Origin of the sequence: Haloarcula sp. H-GB4, from assembly GCF_030848575.1 — an archaeon.
GTDB lineage: Archaea > Halobacteriota > Halobacteria > Halobacteriales > Haloarculaceae > Haloarcula.
Genome location: NZ_JAVDDX010000001.1, coordinates 228845 through 245608 on the forward strand (window position 1 = coordinate 228845; position 16764 = coordinate 245608).

The 16764-nt window shown below is 63.3% G+C and carries 16 protein-coding genes and 1 tRNA gene; 6 read left to right on the forward strand and 11 right to left on the reverse strand.

Annotated elements, in window-relative coordinates:
• Positions 1–21 precede the first annotated feature (21 nt).
• The 5 genes from RBH20_RS01205 to RBH20_RS01225 form a co-directional block, all read right to left on the reverse strand.
• Positions 22–2355 (reverse strand): STT3 domain-containing protein, encoded by a 2334-nt coding sequence (locus RBH20_RS01205; RefSeq protein ID WP_306704684.1) that lies wholly within the window; start codon positions 2353–2355, stop codon positions 22–24.
• Positions 2356–2403: 48 nt separating this feature from the next.
• On the reverse strand, positions 2404–3399 hold the full coding sequence (locus RBH20_RS01210; RefSeq protein WP_306704686.1) for an NAD(P)-dependent oxidoreductase: 996 nt from the start codon (positions 3397–3399) through the stop codon (positions 2404–2406).
• Entirely contained in the window at positions 3392–4324 is a 933-nt protein-coding gene (locus tag RBH20_RS01215; RefSeq protein ID WP_306707428.1) for an NAD(P)-dependent oxidoreductase, read from the reverse strand. Before RBH20_RS01215 ends, RBH20_RS01210 begins: the two co-directional genes overlap by 8 nt.
• A 2-nt stretch (positions 4325–4326) precedes the next feature.
• Positions 4327–5499, reverse strand: coding sequence for an NAD-dependent epimerase/dehydratase family protein (locus tag RBH20_RS01220; protein WP_306704688.1), 1173 nt, complete (start codon positions 5497–5499; stop codon positions 4327–4329).
• Between the two features lie 121 nt (positions 5500–5620).
• The gene (locus RBH20_RS01225; protein WP_306704690.1) at positions 5621–5767 is read right to left on the reverse strand and encodes a hypothetical protein; all 147 of its coding nucleotides are present in this window, start codon (positions 5765–5767) and stop codon (positions 5621–5623) included.
• A 57-nt stretch (positions 5768–5824) separates the two neighbouring features.
• Here RBH20_RS01225 and RBH20_RS01230 point away from each other — a divergent pair.
• Positions 5825–5897: transfer RNA gene (locus RBH20_RS01230), tRNA-Pro, on the forward strand.
• A 178-nt stretch (positions 5898–6075) separates the two neighbouring features.
• On the opposite strand, the gene RBH20_RS01235 is transcribed toward RBH20_RS01230, so the two are convergent.
• From RBH20_RS01235 to RBH20_RS01245, 3 genes are all read right to left on the reverse strand, one after another.
• Positions 6076–7596, reverse strand: a complete 1521-nt coding sequence (locus RBH20_RS01235; RefSeq protein ID WP_306704692.1) for a hypothetical protein — start codon at positions 7594–7596, stop codon at positions 6076–6078.
• A 133-nt stretch (positions 7597–7729) separates the two neighbouring features.
• Positions 7730–8146 (reverse strand): cyclic nucleotide-binding/CBS domain-containing protein, encoded by a 417-nt coding sequence (locus tag RBH20_RS01240; protein WP_306704694.1) that lies wholly within the window; start codon positions 8144–8146, stop codon positions 7730–7732.
• A gap of 63 nt (positions 8147–8209) precedes the next feature.
• Positions 8210–8665, reverse strand: coding sequence for a nucleoside deaminase (locus tag RBH20_RS01245; protein WP_306704696.1), 456 nt, complete (start codon positions 8663–8665; stop codon positions 8210–8212).
• A 162-nt stretch (positions 8666–8827) separates the two neighbouring features.
• Here RBH20_RS01245 and trmY point away from each other — a divergent pair, with 162 nt between their 5' ends.
• Together trmY and RBH20_RS01255 are read left to right on the forward strand one after the other, a co-directional pair.
• Entirely contained in the window at positions 8828–9424 is a 597-nt protein-coding gene (trmY, locus tag RBH20_RS01250) for a tRNA (pseudouridine(54)-N(1))-methyltransferase TrmY (protein ID WP_306704700.1), read from the forward strand.
• 128 nt (positions 9425–9552) lie between these two features.
• Complete coding sequence (locus RBH20_RS01255) at positions 9553–11658, forward strand: hypothetical protein (protein ID WP_306704701.1); 2106 nt, start codon at positions 9553–9555, stop codon at positions 11656–11658.
• 15 nt (positions 11659–11673) lie between these two features.
• Here the strand turns inward: RBH20_RS01255 and RBH20_RS01260 are convergent, their stop codons facing one another.
• Positions 11674–11799, reverse strand: coding sequence for a hypothetical protein (locus RBH20_RS01260; RefSeq protein ID WP_306704704.1), 126 nt, complete (start codon positions 11797–11799; stop codon positions 11674–11676).
• A 94-nt stretch (positions 11800–11893) separates the two neighbouring features.
• Here RBH20_RS01260 and RBH20_RS01265 point away from each other — a divergent pair, with 94 nt between their 5' ends.
• The 3 genes from RBH20_RS01265 to tgtA all read left to right on the forward strand — a co-directional run bounded on the left by RBH20_RS01265 (position 11894) and on the right by tgtA (position 14335).
• Positions 11894–12439, forward strand: coding sequence for an NUDIX hydrolase (locus tag RBH20_RS01265; RefSeq protein WP_306704706.1), 546 nt, complete (start codon positions 11894–11896; stop codon positions 12437–12439).
• Positions 12440–12483: 44 nt separating this feature from the next.
• On the forward strand, positions 12484–12741 hold the full coding sequence (locus tag RBH20_RS01270) for a hypothetical protein (protein ID WP_306704708.1): 258 nt from the start codon (positions 12484–12486) through the stop codon (positions 12739–12741).
• Positions 12742–12862: 121 nt separating this feature from the next.
• Positions 12863–14335, forward strand: a complete 1473-nt coding sequence (gene tgtA, locus RBH20_RS01275) for a tRNA guanosine(15) transglycosylase TgtA (protein ID WP_306704710.1) — start codon at positions 12863–12865, stop codon at positions 14333–14335.
• A gap of 26 nt (positions 14336–14361) precedes the next feature.
• Here the strand turns inward: tgtA and RBH20_RS01280 are convergent, their stop codons facing one another.
• The gene (locus RBH20_RS01280; RefSeq protein WP_306704712.1) at positions 14362–15237 is read right to left on the reverse strand and encodes an NAD(P)-dependent oxidoreductase; all 876 of its coding nucleotides are present in this window, start codon (positions 15235–15237) and stop codon (positions 14362–14364) included.
• Positions 15238–15312: 75 nt separating this feature from the next.
• Positions 15313–16458 carry an alginate lyase family protein gene (locus tag RBH20_RS01285; RefSeq protein WP_306707430.1) on the reverse strand — a complete coding sequence of 382 codons (1146 nt, stop codon included), beginning with the start codon at positions 16456–16458 and terminating at the stop codon, positions 15313–15315.
• Between the last annotated feature and the right edge of the window lie 306 nt (positions 16459–16764).

Consider the following 16764-nt stretch of genomic DNA (forward strand, 5'->3'; position numbering starts at 1 on the left):
CGGCATACCAGTCTGCGGAAATCACTCGACAGTGACGTTACCGCCGCCGTATACTGTCTGCTCTGTGACTTTGACGGTCGTTTCACTACCGCTCTCGGTCGTCACGGTGTACGTCCCTGGGTTTGCGACGGTAACAGTGAACTCACCGTTTCGGTTGGCTGTCGTCTGGCGCTCGTAGTCGATCTCTCTGTCCGAGACAGCGACCGTCGTTACGATCGAGACGGTCGAATTCGGGGCCACAGTCCCCTGTATCGTCCCACCGGGGACGACTGCGAACGCCCTGTGGCTCCCGTCTTCGCTTGTGAAGAGCGGTCGGTAGTGAGACAGGCCGTCCACATCTCCGTTCCGGCTTCCGAAGTGCTGGTGTAGCCGAGTATATATCGCGGTCGGCTCCTCGATGTCAGTTTCTGTCGTCACGACGTATCCGACTCGACTGGAAATCCGATTATGGGCCTTATCAGGGTCTGTGGCTGTGACGAACGGCCCGTACGTCTGGCGGGCGTAGCTGTAGCTCCGTGACTCGCCATTGACGAAGTAGTTGTACACGCGATTCTGTCCCCAGCGGCTGAGGACGTAGTTTCCGGGATATTCGAGTCCGCGCTCGGCGGCGTCTGCCTCGATTGCAGTCGCCGCGTCGTATGTCCCATCCTCGACGAGTACTTGACTCGTTTTGACTGGTACCTGCACCATCCCGAGGGCCCCGAACAACAGGAACAGCACGAACAGCGACACAACTGCGCGGCTATCCGGAACGAGTACGTCTCGCAGATCTCTGTCGCCAGTCGCCAGCACCGGACGGGCCAGATCGACCCACGAGGCGACCCAGACGAACGCGAAGCCAGAAAACAGCGCGAGAAACGGGGCCAGTTCGCCGACGAAACGGACCTGAATCACAGCAAGGGCGAACAGTAGCCAGGCGTAGCTACTGGCGACGAGCCAGCCGCTCCGGTCGCTCCGAGCGAGGTCGACGCCCCACACCATTGCTGGGAGCGCTAGGAACAGTGTCAGGCCGAGCAGGAACAGGAAGCCAAATGCGTCTGCGTTGAACAGTCCGTACGTCTCAGCAATCGCGTCGGATCGAAACAGCGTATCGAGACGCCTGCTGAACGTTCCCCACTGTTCTGTGAAGCCAAAGCGGAAGACAAGGAGGCCGACGACGCCAAGCCCGATATCGACCGCAGCCAGCTGTCCGGCGGTGCCACCGAAGCGTCTGGCTACTTCTGCTGTCACGATGACGACAACTGTGCCCACCGTCAGCAGTGCTGGCGCACTAGCGACAAGCGCAGTTTGCCAGCCGGTGACAGTATGGACACCGCCAGCGAGTATCGCACCGAGGCTGACACCGGCAAGAACTGGTGCGTTCTTGACCAGTGCCGATCGGTCGTTTGAGACATCCAGCAGTGTCTGTCCCAGCACCACCAGACTGGCTGGCAGGACAAGCAACGGTCCGGCCTCCCACGCAAGCACCTGGCCGGCGATCCCGACCCCGATACCGACCGCGGCAATCCACGGCTGTGGTCGACGAAGCGACGTTCGATTCGTGGCCGTCGTTAGCGCAACCACGAGTGCAAGGGCGGTGAGCCCCAGCCAGGGGTAGTCGAAGGCGTGGTGGTCCGCGAATCCGAGGCTCGTCCGGAAGGCGTGGCCGGGAATAAACGCCAGAAAGAGGACCGATGCAAGACCGACGCGCCGGTCGCTAGACACCCGAACTGCGAGTAGATAGAGCAGGACGCTCGTGACGAGTGCTGACACGACCGGATACCAGGCGAGAACGTGGCCAATAACTGGTTTGCTCCCACCAAAGAGGCTGGCGACCCACCAGAGCGTCGCAATCGTGAGTGGCTCCCCGTTGGTTATTCCACCAGGGAGCACGGAGAGCGCCCCGAAATCGGCTGCGCTGGCGGCGTTCGCCGCGACCTGTTCGATGTGGTACCTGTAGTAGTAGGGGTCGTTACTTGATAAGACGATGTCGCCACCGCGATATATTGACCCGATGACGTACGTTCGGGCGACGAACACGACCGCTATGGCGGCAACGAGCAGGCCAGTTGCTCGTGCGTCGAAATCAAAGCGTAGCGCGTCACCGAGCGCCAGCCCGTGCCCGCTGTCGCTACCAACCTCGGATTCGCCGTTGAGCGCGGCCCGCACAGCGTCGGGATCGGCGACGCGGTACTCGTCACCAGCCTTCTCGACGATGCCAGCGGAGACAAGTTCACCGAACTGGCCCGAATCGATGGGAATGTCGTCGAACGTCCAGCCGTCCTGCCCGTCGTCGACGGCCAGAACCGCTTCTGTCGCATCTCGTAGCTCGGGCCGGTCATCGAGTACCGCTTCCGTCCCGGGCGTATCGCTCATGTGTCCTCTCTTTCCGGTCTGGCGAATAAATCCATCGGGACTCGTCGTCTACGTGTTCGTCGACTCCAGTGCTGTCCGAATCGCTGACTCGATATCGTGTTCCGGTGACCAGCCTAGCGCATCGGTCGTCCGCCCGGTATCGACCGGGAACGAGTCGACGAGTGTCTCGTCGTCGCCCCGTGGGTTCTCGACCAGTTCAACGTCGGCATCGACGTCGGCAACATCGGCGGCGAGATCCTTGACGAGGTTGGCCACATCGTGGACCCCAGGATCCTCGTCGCTCGCGATTTCGTATTTCTCGACGCCGGTCTCGCCGCGGTCCAGTTGCTCCAGCAGCCGTTCGCAGCTATCGACGTAGGCCCGGGCTACGTCCTTGACGTGAATGAAGTTCCGGGACTGCGTCCCGGGCTCGTAGACCGTCAGCGTCTCGCCAGCGAGCGCACGGTTCACGAAGAAGTTGATGACTGTTCCCTTCGAGACGGTCTGGCCGTCTATCTCGTGGCTTCCGTAAAGGTTCGAGATCATGAACTGATGGGCCGGGAACGTGCCGTCGGCGTACGTCTCAATATCGCGCTCGTTGAGCAGTTTCGTTCGGCCGTACCAGTTCAGCGGGTCCCGCGGATGGTCGACCGTAATGGGGAACTCCTGTGGATCGCCGATGACGGCCATCGAGAACGGGAAAATCAGTGCCGCGCCTGTCTTGCGGCAGAACCAGGCGACGTTGTCTGTTCCCTGAACGTTGACCTCGTAGGCCAGATCCTGCTTCTGCTCGCAGTCGTCGACACCGGAGATGGCGGCGAGGTGCATCACGACGTCGGCCCCGTCCAGCGTTGCTTCCAGACGGTCCCGGTTCCGGATGTCGACGTGCTCGATCTCGACGTCGCCGACGGACCGCACGGTACCGAGATAGAAGTTGTCGATAGCAGTGATCTCCCAGTCGGGGTGGGCCTGCTGTAGTTCGTAGATGACGCGGCTGCCGATGTAGCCTGCACCGCCGGTGACGGCGATGTGGGGCCGTTCGCTGGTTGATTCTGTCTCAGACATTGGTGGTGAATTTTTCCGCGAGGTCGCGGACACCCTCGCGGAGCGTCCACGATGGTTCGAAGCCGGTCTCGCTCAGCCGGTCGAAGTTGACGTGATACGACGGGCCGGGATGCTCGTCTTCGAGGTAGGTCACGTCGACCGGGGCGACCTCGTCGGCGACGATATCGGCAATCTCCGAGATCTGGTAGTTCGCGTCCATCGACCCGACGTTGTACACCGGTTCGTCCCAGGAATCGGGGTCGCACGCCGCCTCCGCGTAGGCACGGGCAGCGTCTCGGACGTGGATGAACGGCCGCCAGTTCGAGCCGTCGCCGTAGACGGTGAGCGAGCGGTCGGTGAGTGCCCGAAACACGAAGTAGTTCACGACGAGGTTGAACCGGATGCCCGGCGAGTGGCCGAAGTTCGTGGCCATTCGCAGGGCGGTGCCGCTCATGTCGAATTCCTCGCAGTACTCCTGCAGTAGCGTTTCGGACTGGAGTTTCGTCTCTGCGTAGGGGTTGATGGGATCTGGGTTGACCGTCTCGTCGATGTCGGTGCTGGTCGCGCGGCCGTAGACGTTGCACGAGGAGGCAAAGACCACGTGGTCGACCCCGAGTTTGCCGGCTGCAGTCAGGAGGTTTTCGGTGCCGTCGTAGTTGATAGCGAACGTCTCGTCGCGGCGCTCGTGTGTGCTCGACGCCCCGGTGATGGCAGCGAGGTGGATGACGCGGTCGACGCCACGCATAGCGCTCTCCACGTCGCCGTACTCGCGGACGTCGCCCCGGCGGAATTCGAGCCCGTCCCCGAGCGTCCCCAGCAGCGCCCGCGGGGACCCTGAGGAGAGGTCGTCGAAGACGACGATGTCATCCACGCGGTCGTCCGCCCGGAGCAACGGTATCAGCGCGCTGCCGATGTAGCCACAGGCCCCGGTGACCAGCACGTCCATCATCAGTCCTCGCTCAGGACGCCCGGGAGGAAGCGGTCCTCGTGGGACTCAATGGTGTCGGCATAGCGGGTCAGCGTCCCGAAGATGTCGTCGACGCCGTCCTCGAAGGACTGTGACTGGCCGCCGATGAGGTCGTCATAGCAGTCGTTCTCGATCTCCATCTTGTGGGTCTCGTCCTCGTCGCGGGGGTTCTCGAAGTGCTCGACATCTACGTCGAGGTCGTACTCGCTGCCCACGTCTGCAATCGTCTCAGCGATCTCGACGATACTGATGGCGCGCGTGACCTGGTTGTACACTGTCAGGCCCTCGGGGCGCTCGTCTGGGTCGGTGAGGGCCACTTCGGCCAGCCCTTCGACGGCGTCTTCGAGTGAGATGAACGGCTTGCGCTGCTCGCCCTTGCCGTAGACGGTGACGGGATAGCCCGCGGCGGCCTGTGCGCAAAATCGGTGCGTGACCGTTCCGAAGTAGTAGTCGAAGTCAAAGCGCGTCTTGAGGCGGTCGTCTTCGCGGGTTTCCTCGGTTTCGGTCCCGTAGACGATGGCCGTCCGCACGTCAGAAATTGGGATGTCAAACTGGGTGTGGGCCAGCCGCATGTTCTGTGCGTCGAAGCCCTTCGTCGCGTGGTACCAGCTCCCGCCCATGTTGGGGAACGGCACGTCGTCGCGCTCGCCCTGATTCTCCATCGTCGCGCCGCCCTCGGGAATCGGGAACTCCGGCGCGCCGTAGACGCCCGTCGTCGTCGTCTCGACGAAGTGGGTGTCTGTGAGGTCGTGTTCTTCGAGGCCCCACAGGAGGTTCCGCGTCGCCTGGAGGTTGTTGTGCTGGGTGTAGTTCGCCCGCTCGCCGTTGATCTGGGAGTACGGTGCGGAGGGCTGTGCGGCGGTGTGAACGACGACTTCTGGCTCGTGGACCGCCAGCAGTTCGTCGACGAATGACTTCTCAGCGAGGTCGCCCTCGACGAAAGAGAGGTTCGTCAGGCCGTGGACCTCGCGGGCCGCGTCGAGGCGCTCGTCGATGCTGGCGACCGGTGTCGCACTCGTCGCGCCGACGTCTTCAACCCACCCACGCCGGGAGAAATTGTCGACAAGCAGCACTCGGTCGTCTGTTCGGTCTGCGATTCGCAGTGCGGCTGGCCACCCGACGTAGCCGTCGCCGCCAGTGATGAGGATAGTCATAGTTACTCAGATAGTGAGTAACCGTGATGCGTAATCAATCTTCTGTTTAGCTGTCCGTTTGTCTCGTACAGCCTGCCCGCTCGTGTGACACTTGACCCCTCAAAACAGCAATTTAATCTCTTTATTGGACGATATCGAACCGACCGAAGTACTTGGAGATGTACTGGTTCGCGTCCGCCGGTGGTTCCGTGACGACGCGATACGCGTCATGTTGGTCGCCGAGGCCCATGTCCTCCGCTTGCGGGCCACCGATGAAACCACTCCCCATCTCGTTGTTTCGCAACCGTTAAAACTGCCCCTGTCTTCTATCCGATTGCTATCGCACGGGCCGGTGGGGTAGCCTGGTATCCTTCGGCCTTCGGGTGGCCGTAACCGCGATTCGAATTCGCGCCGGCCCACTTTTCCAATTCAAACCGGTCAGAGACATTTCCGGGTCTGGAGGTGGCCGCACCACGTTCTCACGGGCGAAAGCACTGCGCGCTCACAGAACAAAGCTCCATGGCGGTTCGAATTCGCACTGGTTCCTGTTTCATCTACAGCATCGAAAAGCAACAGGACCGCTCTCTACGCCGATTATCAGCCGTTGTTCCGACCCCGAGTGACTACGTAGGCCTGTCCGCGGAACTGGAACCGTCGACGGTTCGAATCGTATCCGAGTACGCCGTCCACAGCCCGCTCGTCGGTCTCGACAACGATATGACGCACATCGTCGGTCAGGAACGGGAGGGCGTTACGAAGTCCACCCTCGTACGTGGCGAACCGACCGCTTGCCATGACCTGTTCGGCGATAACCCGCTCACTCGCGCTGTCGGTGCGAGTCAGCGAGAACGTTGCGTCGGCAGGACGTTTCCCATCGCCGTGACGGTCAGTCGTCACGGTGACGGTGTCGCTGTCACGCGCTGTTGACACGTCGTCGGTTGGCGTCACGGCAGCGCGGTCACCGACTAGCTCGACTAGGGCACTGCTCTCGGCTGTCGGATGCCCGTAGCCGGCGACGACGGCGTACTCGCCGCCGCCGAGATAGCCCTGCGTGAGGCCGTCACAACGGCAGTCGCCGGTTCCACAACCGACGGCCTGTCGGTTAAACGCCCGGAGGTCCCACTGTTCCCGACCGCCCGGCACCAGGATGCGACAGTCGTCGGTGTGGCCCGTCGGCGCGATGTGGAACCACTCGCCGTCGACGAGTTTGTAGAGATTCCAGTGGCCACACTGCAGTCGCTCGTGGCTGTTGTTGACCATCTCAAAGCCCACCTGTGCGTCCAACTGCACTCGCTCGGCAGTCGGGCGAACGAAGGTTGAGGTCGTCTTATTTGCTTCGTGGAACCACTGGACGCTGCCGTCGCCGGGAAACGGCGGGAGCGAGCGGCCGGCGAACCGGGAATCAGTTTCGGGGCCGGGACTCCGCGTATCCCAGACGGAGACCGAGAGGGATTCGCCTTGGCCGCGGAACTCGTAGGTCCCGGTCGGCCGCCCGGACTGGCCTGGTTCGCCGACGAGTGCGTACTCCAGTCGGACCCATTCACCGGGGTCCAGCCGGTGGGTTTCTGGCATCCACGGACCGACGTCGTCGACGCGCCAGTACCCCTCTTCTGTTCGGCCGAGCGAGGGCACTTCCTCGGCGAGTTCGTTGTTCTCCGTGGGCGCAAGATGGAGGCGGGCTTCGTGGTCATAGCCACTGGGTTGGCGGCTATATGTCCGTCCGACCCCCGGAATCCAATCGATTCTGAACGTGTTCTCGAACTCGTTGCCGTTCTGGAGCCAGCCGCGAAGCGTGGCCGGATGGCTGTCGGTCGCCGTCCGGTCGAACCAGAACCCGATTCGGGCTCCGTCGTCGGTGTGGAGTCCTGGCGAACTGAGGGCGTAGGTTCGCGGCCCGGTTTCCATTTCGATGACCGTCGTCGGATTCTCGGGTCGGGTTGGGTTGCCCGTATCTGCCGGCGTCTCTGCTCCGCTGTCGTTCGCGTCGGTTGGTGACTGGTCCGGTTGCGGTGCAGGCGTCACGCTGTCAGTTTCATCCGCTCCAGGGGCACCGAACGAACAGCCGGCGAGCCCGGCCAGCGCACCCGGGACCGACGCGAGGAGGGCACGTCTGCGCATAGTCGAGTGGTCCGCCGCTCCCGGTAAACCCTTTCTGGACGCTCAGACGGCGTTTGTAGCGTCTTCGATACTCAATTTGAGAGAGAACTGCCCACCGCCGTCTCGATAGCCCCGACCGTTCGGATTCGGGCTGTCACCCCTCCGCGAACATCTCGACGACGCGGTCCAGGTCGGGCGACAGTTCCTGCATCACATCTGTTGTCGTAAGAATACCAACGCCCTCGATCTGTCCGTCGACTACGAGTCGCTTGATGCCGTGCTCAACCATCGTATCGATGGCTTCCTCTAGCGGGGCACCGGCTTCGATGGTCTTGACGGGAGTTGTCATCAGGTCTCCAATCGGCGTCGTATCAGGGTCGATCCCATCGTGGAGGCCGGTGATAATATCCGTTTTCGTGAGTATTCCTTGCCCGTACTCGGTTTCGACAACGACAGAACCGACCGCTTCGGATGCAAGGAGCTTCGAAGCGTCTCGGACGGACAGCTCGCGGTCAACGGTTTTCACCGGCTTCGTCATCACTTGCTCGATGGGCGTGTCAAGTGAATTCATACCACAAGTTAGCAAACACACATAATAAGTCATTTGACTCCCGCAATCGGTTCTGACCTGGCTTTACCAGTCAAACCCTTCGTGAATCGCCAGTCCCTCTTCCTGACATATCGGCCCGACGACGTTGGTCACTCCGTCGAGAATTTCGCCCGAGCGGACGGACGCCTCGTGGCCGCTGAACCTGCTCATCTCATCACTGCTGACGCTGTACGTTATCCGACCGAGACCAGCGTACCGGAGGCCGCCGGCACACATTGGGCACGGTTCGGTGCTCGTGTACATCACGATTTCCGCGCGTTCGTCCGGGTCAAACTCACGCATCGCTCGGTGCGCTAGGTGGAGTTCCGGATGGCGGCGCACATCGGATTCGGTGAGAACGCGGTTCGACGCCTCCATGACGATTTGGTCGTCACGAACGAGTACAGATCCGAACGGCCGGTCACCGCGGTCGACAGCGGCCCGAGCCAGCTCGAACGCGCGCTGCATATGCGTTTCGTGGTCGAACTCTGAAACGGACATAACGGCGCTTCGCCCCGCAGTCGGAAGTAGGCTCGGCGCGGGACACCACCGTCGTGTCCTCGACTGTGGCCCCCACTCGGAATCTGGCTCCTCGTCAGCATGGATGAGAGCTGACGGGTTCGCGGTCGATGCACGTAAGTCTCTAACCGGCTTCGCACCCGTATGCGCCAGTTCATCATCATCGGCCACGACGCCCCGACGACGCCGGAGTTCTCGCTCGACGACTTGGCCGGCGCGGCCGGCCGGCTCGACGTGCTCTGTCGGTGTGTCACCAGCGCGTTCTTCCTGAGCCATGCTATCCGAGAAGACGTGCGAGTCCACTTGGTTCTGGGCGACGAGTACACCGTCACGTTCGATGGCAGCGACCTCCGTCGGCTGAACCCCGACGAACGGTCCACGGCGGCGCTGATACGCAAGGCGCTAGAAGAGCGCGAGGAAGCTATCGGTCACATCCCGGTCGAAACCTCGCCGGGCGTGTCGCTCACGCGACGGGGGTTCGAGGGGACGCTGGACGACGTGGCCCGCCGCGGAACCGTCGTCCAGTTGCACGAGGACGGCGACCCTATCGTCGACGTTGCCCCACCGTCGGACCCGGTGTTCGTCCTCTCGGACCACCATGACTTCCGCGACGAGGAAGCGGCGCTGCTGGCCGACCGCGCAGACGAGCGCGTCTCGCTTGGCCCGAAGGCACTCCATGCTGACCACTCGATCACGGTCGCGCACAACTATCTGGACACGGCGGGGTTCGAGCAGTACTGACGGGGCACGCTTGGAGACTGCCAGAAGGGTTTTGCTCCGTGGTTCGCTGAATGGTGTATGGCATTATTGGGTTCGGAGACAGCGACGGGTCACGCTGTCCGACGACGCACTGAAATGACGGGGGATCGATGACCGACCGGGAAAGCCTATCCCGCCGTGCGGTTCTACAGACGGTCGCCGGAGCCGGCCTCGTATCCGTCGCCGGCTGTTCGGCGCTCGAAAGCGAAAGCGACGACGCGGCCTCGACAGTCGAGGGCGAACGCGCCGAAGAACTCGCCCGACGGTTCGCGCCGACGCTGTACTTCGACCGGGCGGAGCCGTGGTTTCCGACGGACCCGCGACCGTACACCAGTGAACAGGACGGAGAAACTGTCGTCGACGGGTTCGACGCCTTCGACGGCTATCACGAGCGGATGACCGACGGGGAGCCGCCGGACCCGACGGCGTTCTACCACGTCGTCGAGTACGAGAACTCGCCGCTGGCGGCCGTCCAGTTCTGGTTCTATTCGGCGTTCGACCAGTTCACGACGAACTTCCACTGGCACGACTGGGAGGTCCTGCACGTGTTCGTCGACACGGCGATGGGCGACCCGCAACTGTACGTCGCCAGCTCCCACTCCCGGAAGGTGCCCAACAACGAGTTCCTCGATCCTGATCCGGAGATGGTCCCGCGCATCCTCTCGGAACTGGGGTCACATTCCAGCGCGCTGTCGGTCAACGACGTTCGCGACCGGTTCACCCGGCTGCCGGAGGGCGACCGGTTCGCGGACATCACGAACAGCGCCGTCGAGACCATCGAGGATCTTGCGGAGATTCCCGTCGCCTATGGGCTCCCGCGCGACGAGGGCTCCCGACTCCCGTACCTCGTTCCGGAGTACGAGGGCGCGCCGCTGTACGAACACGAGCAACTGCCGTCGGTCAGTCGCGAGGACCTCATCTCGGAGTCGCTCACCGTCCGCTCGTTCGACAGCCTCACCGAACCGCCGTCGGACCTGCCGACGCGGGAGACGGGACTCGTGTTCCAGCACACCGACCGCGGCGAGGCTGACCCGGACATCGAGTACGACCTCATACCGAGTAGCGAACTGGAACACATCGCCGATTTCACCGGCCCGCAGTTGAGCTTCGAGTTCGCAGTACCCGAGTTCGCCGAGGACGCCGTCTCGGGGCATATCACGACGACGGGTGCGCCCTGGAACCAGCCCCGCTACGAGAACCCCGCTGCGGACATCTCCGAGCCGAACCACCGGGCGGCGCTGGCCGAGCGCTACGACGCCATCGGCGCGCCGGCGGAGATACGGACCGTCGTCGCCAGCCTCTCAGAAGCTGTCTCGAACGACGACGCCCCCGAGAACGAGGGGCTCACGACCGAGGACACGACCGTCGAGTCCGTCGCCCTACTGGAGAGCGACCCCGAGGCCATCCCGACCTTTTCGGGCTTAGCCGTTGTTCAAGACGTGCCCACGGGTGAACACCGGTTCACGGTCAACGGGGCCGGCGTCGCGCCACACAGCGAGACAGTATCGGTCCCTGAAACGAGCGAGACCGAGGGACCGACCAGAGCCGGTGTCGACGGCGAGGTCCCACTCGTCGCCCGGGAGAACGCCACCCGTCTTGAAGTCGACCCGTCAGGGGCCGACAGCAACCTCACCGACCTCGCCGTCGAGGATGACTTCGCCGGCCGGCTGTACGACGCCCCACTCTCGGAACCCGACGCCGTGTACGTCCACGGCGGCGGCGCGTACACGACGGAGGTCCGGGACCGCGACGACGAGGTCGGTGCGTTCCGGGTGAACCCGGAGCCTGAGGCCGACATTGCCGCACAGATCGAACAGCCCCGAACCGGAAAGGCGTCGCTGGCGTCATTTCTCGTCGACATCGCCGAGGAGACGCGCCAAGCGGTGCTCGACGAGATGGACGATGACGGCGATTCTGACGATGATGACGGCACTTCCGAGAGTAGCGGCGGCTCCGGGAACGCTATCCAGGGCCTCGAACGGGCGCTCGCCGCTGTCGTCGAGGCTGCTAGGCGAGCGACGGAACGCGCAGAGGCCGGCGACCGCGGGAACGCTGACAAGCAACTCCAGGCCGTTGCCGACCGACTCCAGCGCGTCGCGACCAGAATCGAGGCCGCCAGCGACACCCTCTCTAACCCGCTATCGAACGCGGCTCGACGACGCCTGGAACAGGCCAACCGTCGGACAGAGCAGGCACAGGCCGCCGACAAACTGTGAGTGCCCATCCTATCCTCAGAGCCCGCCCCACCGGGCCAATGCGCCGGCAACGAGCACCAGTCCCCCGGCGATGAACGTTCCGGGGACCGGGAGGACAAACAGTACAATACCGAGCAGGAGAACGATTGTCGATACTTTCATTCCATCTTCAGAGAGTGCGCCACGTCGTATCCGTCCGGTGCCTGCATTTGCGTGGACCCGTGCTGACTTTGCCGGTGGGGACCACACTCTCCATATGGACGAGGAACTCGCCTGGGAGACGCTTGATGCCGAGACCGCCTACGCCTGTCCGGGGTTTGACGTCGTCCGTGAGGACGTCCGCTTCCCTGACGGCACGGAGGGAGAGTTCGACTACGTGCAGCACGGTGAGAGCGTCATCGTGCTCCCGTTTACCGCCGACGGTGACGTGGTTGTCATCGAGGAGTGGCGACAGCCAGTCCGCCGGATCAACTACGGTCTGCCTGCCGGAACGATGGAAGACGAGGACGACGATCCAAGCGTCGCCGCCGCCCGCGAACTCCGCGAGGAAACCGGTTACGAGGCAGATACGCTCGACCACCTCTACACGGGCGAACCGGCCAACGGCAACACCGACTACGTCTTCCACTACTACGTCGCACGCGGATGTGAGGCGACAGCCGACCAGAATCTAGACCACAACGAATCGATTCGGGTCGACACTGCCGACTTCGATTCGCTGGTCCAGTCGGTGCGCGACGGCACGCTCCGTGACAGTCGGTCTGCCGTAGGTATCATGTACTATGCCCTGTTCGAGGGTTGAACCGACGACAGCTTGATACCTTGTGAAGTGGTATCGTATAGCATATGGCCTCGATTCCACTCGACGAACAAACGGAGCGCCGGCTTGATAAACTGCGTGCGGCCGTCCGCCGTCGGACCGGCCAGCCGATTTCGCGGGCGGAACTGCTCGAACGGCTTGTCGAGGACGCCTACGGGTCCCGCGATGAGGTGGTTGCTATGTTCCGAACGTCACAGGCGTACGTCGCCGACGAGGACTCAGGGACCGTCCACCGACCCGAGCGAAAACTGGTGCCCGGCGGAGCGGAGCAGCCCGACGAATAGCAGCGCTGTGCCCGCCGGCGCGTTGTTCGCGCCCAACCGCCGTTCTCGGCTGCCGCCAGCAACGAACGGCCAGCCACGGGGGAACACAACCCTTAGGCGCGCCCACCGACGACGACGTGTAATGACGAATTTCGAGGTCCGCCAGTACGACGCCGCGGGCCGGCTGGGCGAGCTAACGGTGCCACGGGCCGGCGTCACCGTCGAGACGCCGACTATCCTGCCGGTGGTCAATCCCCACGTCCAGACGGTCGCACCGGCAACGTTGGCGTCGGAGTTCGGGGCGGAGATACTCATCACGAACAGCTACATCCTGCACGGCTCCGATGACCTCCGTGAGCCCGTGCTGGAACAGGGCCTCCACGACCTGCTCGGGTTCGATGGGGCTATCATGACCGATTCCGGGTCCTTCCAGCTCGCCGAGTACGGCGATATCGACGTGACCACTGAAGAGATTCTGGAATTCCAGCACGAGATTGGCTCCGATATCGGCACGCCGGTGGACATCCCGACGCCGCCGGATGTGGACCGCGAGCGGGCGACCGAGGAACTCAAAACGACACAGGAACGGCTCGAACACGCTGCCACCGTCGACACCGGCGAGATGCTCGTCAGCGCGCCGGTTCAGGGAGCGACCTACCCGGATCTGCGGGAGCGCGCCGCTGCAGATGCCGTCTCCACGGGACTTGATGTGTTCCCGCTGGGAGCCGTCGTCCCGCTGATGAACGAGTATCGCTACGCCGACCTCGCGGATGTCGTCGCGGCCTGCAAGCGCGGGCTGGGTGAGGTCGGCCCGGTCCACCTGTTCGGCGCGGGCCACCCGATGATGTTCGCGATGGCGGCGGCGCTGGGCTGTGACCTGTTCGATTCGGCGGCATACGCGCTGTACGCTCGCGACGACCGGTATCTCACGGTGCAGGGGACGGAACTGCTGTCCGAACTAACCTACTTCCCGTGTCACTGTCCGGTCTGTACAGACCACACACCGGCGGAACTCGATGCGATGGACGCTGACCAGCGCGAGGAACTGCTTGCGCGACACAACCTCCACGTCACCTACGGCGAAATTCGGACGGTCAAACAGGCGATTCGCTCGGGCAACCTCATGGAACTGGTCGACAGCCGCGCCCGTGGTCATCCGGAGATGCTCGACGGCTACCGCGCGCTTCTCGACCACGCCGAGCAACTCGAACGCACTGATCCCGTCTCGAAGGACGCGTTCTTTTACACCTCGAACGAAAGCGCTCGTCGGCCCGAGGTCCGACGCCATCAGGACCGACTGGAGCGTCTCCCGGTTGAGGGCGAGGAGGTGCTGCTGACCGAAGGCAGCTCCAGTGCACAGTACGACGAGAGCTGGGGCGTCCTGCCCCCGTTTGGTCCGTATCCGCGCGAACTCGCCGACACCTATCCGCTGACCGCAGAAACGCCGGACCGGACCGACCGAGCAGCCTACGAGACCGCGGCCACAGGCGTCCGGCGGCTGGTCGAACTCCATCCTGACGTGTCGTTCACGCTGGTCCACGACGACTGGCCGGCGACGGCGCTCGACCGCGTGCCCGAGGGCGTTCGCCTGCGTGACCTGCACGCCCGCGACTGATCTGTTTTAATCTTCTCGTCCGCCGGTCAGATCGTCGGCACATCAACGTCCGCATCGGCAGCCTCACGCCACGAATGGGTCGGCTCCCAGCCAAGCATCGCTGTGGCTTTGGCCGTCGAGTACGCCGCGGCGTCCTCCTCGACCGTGCAGTCGTCCGGAACGTTGCCGTACTGCTCGCGCATGAGGTCGACCAGCGACCGGCCCAGCGCGTTGTCGGGTCCCACGCAGTTGAACGCCTCGTGCCCTGTGACCTCGGCGGTGAGGGTGGCCTCGACGAGGTCGACCACGTCCCGCACGTCGACGTACGACCAGTAGTTGCCCGCCCCGGCCGCGAGGTCATCGACGTACTCCTCGTCTCGACAGGGGTACTCACCGGGAATCTGTATCCACGAGGGGCGAATCGACGCCACAGAGATGCCGTCCCGGCGCGCAATCGTCTTCCCAATCTCCTCTGTGACGACCTTCGAGAGCCCGTAGTCGTCTTCCGGTCTGCACGCGTGCTCTTCCGTGATCGGGAGTTCGTCCGGAACGGGGGTCTCCTCGGCGAAAAAGAAGCCGTACGCGCCGTCCGAAGAGCCCTGCACCACGTCAGCGCCGACGCGGCCGGCCGCTGAGAGGACATTGTGTGCCGCCAGCGTATTATTCTGAAACAGGTCTACCCCGGGGTGGTTCCCGGCGACCGGAATCGCCGCCCAGTGGACCACTGCATCCGGGTCGATGGCGGTGAGCGCGTCAAAGACGCTCCCAGCGTCTGTCAGATCGAGTGCCCGGTATCCGACAGCCGGATGGCCCTCATCGTTGGGGAGTCGACGGTCAAGGACTGTTACGTTGTGCGGTCCAGCGAGCCGCTCGACGATCCAGCGTCCGGAACTCCCTCGGCCGCCGGTCACAACAATATTCATACCGGATCTGAAACCGCTGGCATCCAAAGCGTGGTGGTGTGACTGCGCATTCGGGAACGGGGCTTGCTCGACCCGCTACAGATCAAGCCGGAACCGCTCGCCGTGCGTGAACGTCGTCCAGCCGAGGATGCGTTCGTCCCGATGCGGTCGGTCGGGATTGTCGATTGCCGCCTGCTGGGCCGAAACGTATGTCGGGACGTTCTTCACCGGCTGTCCGCTTTGCTTGAGCGCTTTCAGATACGTGTCTTTCTCGTAGTACGAGTATGCCACCTCGTACACTGAGGACGCAGCTTCCTGCTTTCTGGCGGGGAAGCCGTCACTGTTGACGAACCGGTCGGGGTCTCCCTCGCCCATCGCTTCCCAGGCTTCTGGATCGGCCACGTATGGCGCGTGGGCGTCGAGAATCCGCTCAATCGCCCCCTTGTCACCGTCGAATTTCTGGTACTCGTACAGCGTGGGGCCATCGAGTTTGTCGGCGTAGAGCCGGCTGAGTTCCGCACCGGTGAGCAGCGCCTTCGCCGCGTACAGCGAGTACGCCAGGCTTGACGAGCGACCGATCTCATGTTCCAGCAGGCCGTCTTCCCGGAGCTGGGTGAAGCCCGTCTCGCGGTTACGCTGCATCGCCTTCCGGAACCGGCCCCAGTCACGGAGGTACACTGACCCAGCAGCGTGGGTCATCTCTTGCCAGTTGAAGATATTCTGTTGCCCCATCTCGGTTGGAATACCATGGCCAACGTCGTCTAAGAACGTCCGAACCCACTCCTGTAGGCCGGTCTCTGAGCCGACACTGTCGTCGTTCCACGCTTCGTGGCCGCGAACGAGTTCCGCGCCCCACCACATTTTTGGGAGCGTGATGAACTGTTCGATGCTGTTTGTTTTGACAGGGGCCATGTAGGTCTCCGAACGCAGGAACCAGTGGTTCAGTAGCTCGATGGCTTTCTCGGCGTACTGGTCCGCGCCGGTGTACTGGTAGGCGAGGCCAAGGTCACGGATCCGATCCCCCGTCCTGATGGCGGCGACGTAGTCCTTGCGCGCTCCGGGGTCTTCGGGCCCTTTCGTTTTGAACTCGTGGCCGTCGCCGTTGTCGGTGACACTCTCTGGGTCCGCCGCCATCGCGTCGCGGACATCGTCCATGAAGGCCTTGTGGGCCTCCGTCCACGGGCTGTCACCGTTCTCGACACGGGACTGTACCGCAGCCAGCGCGTCGAGATGAATGAACATTGCGGGCCTGCTTTCCGCTGTTGACTCGGATACCTGTTCTGTCGCTGTCGGTTCCGTCTCGTCTGACGCGGCCCTCGCACCCGAGTCTCCCGAGGAGAGGCCAGTCGAACAGCCCCCCAGCGCTGTGGCTGTCCCCGAGAGGGCGAGCAACACGTCTCGTCGTGTCTGTCGCTGCACGAACGGTCAGCCGTCCCCTATAGATTTAGTTAGGACCCAGCTAATCAGCGGATAGCGGCCTGTTCGCGATAATCATGGTCACATAACTGCCGATCAGGATGGCATCTGCTGGATTTGACCGTCGCTTCG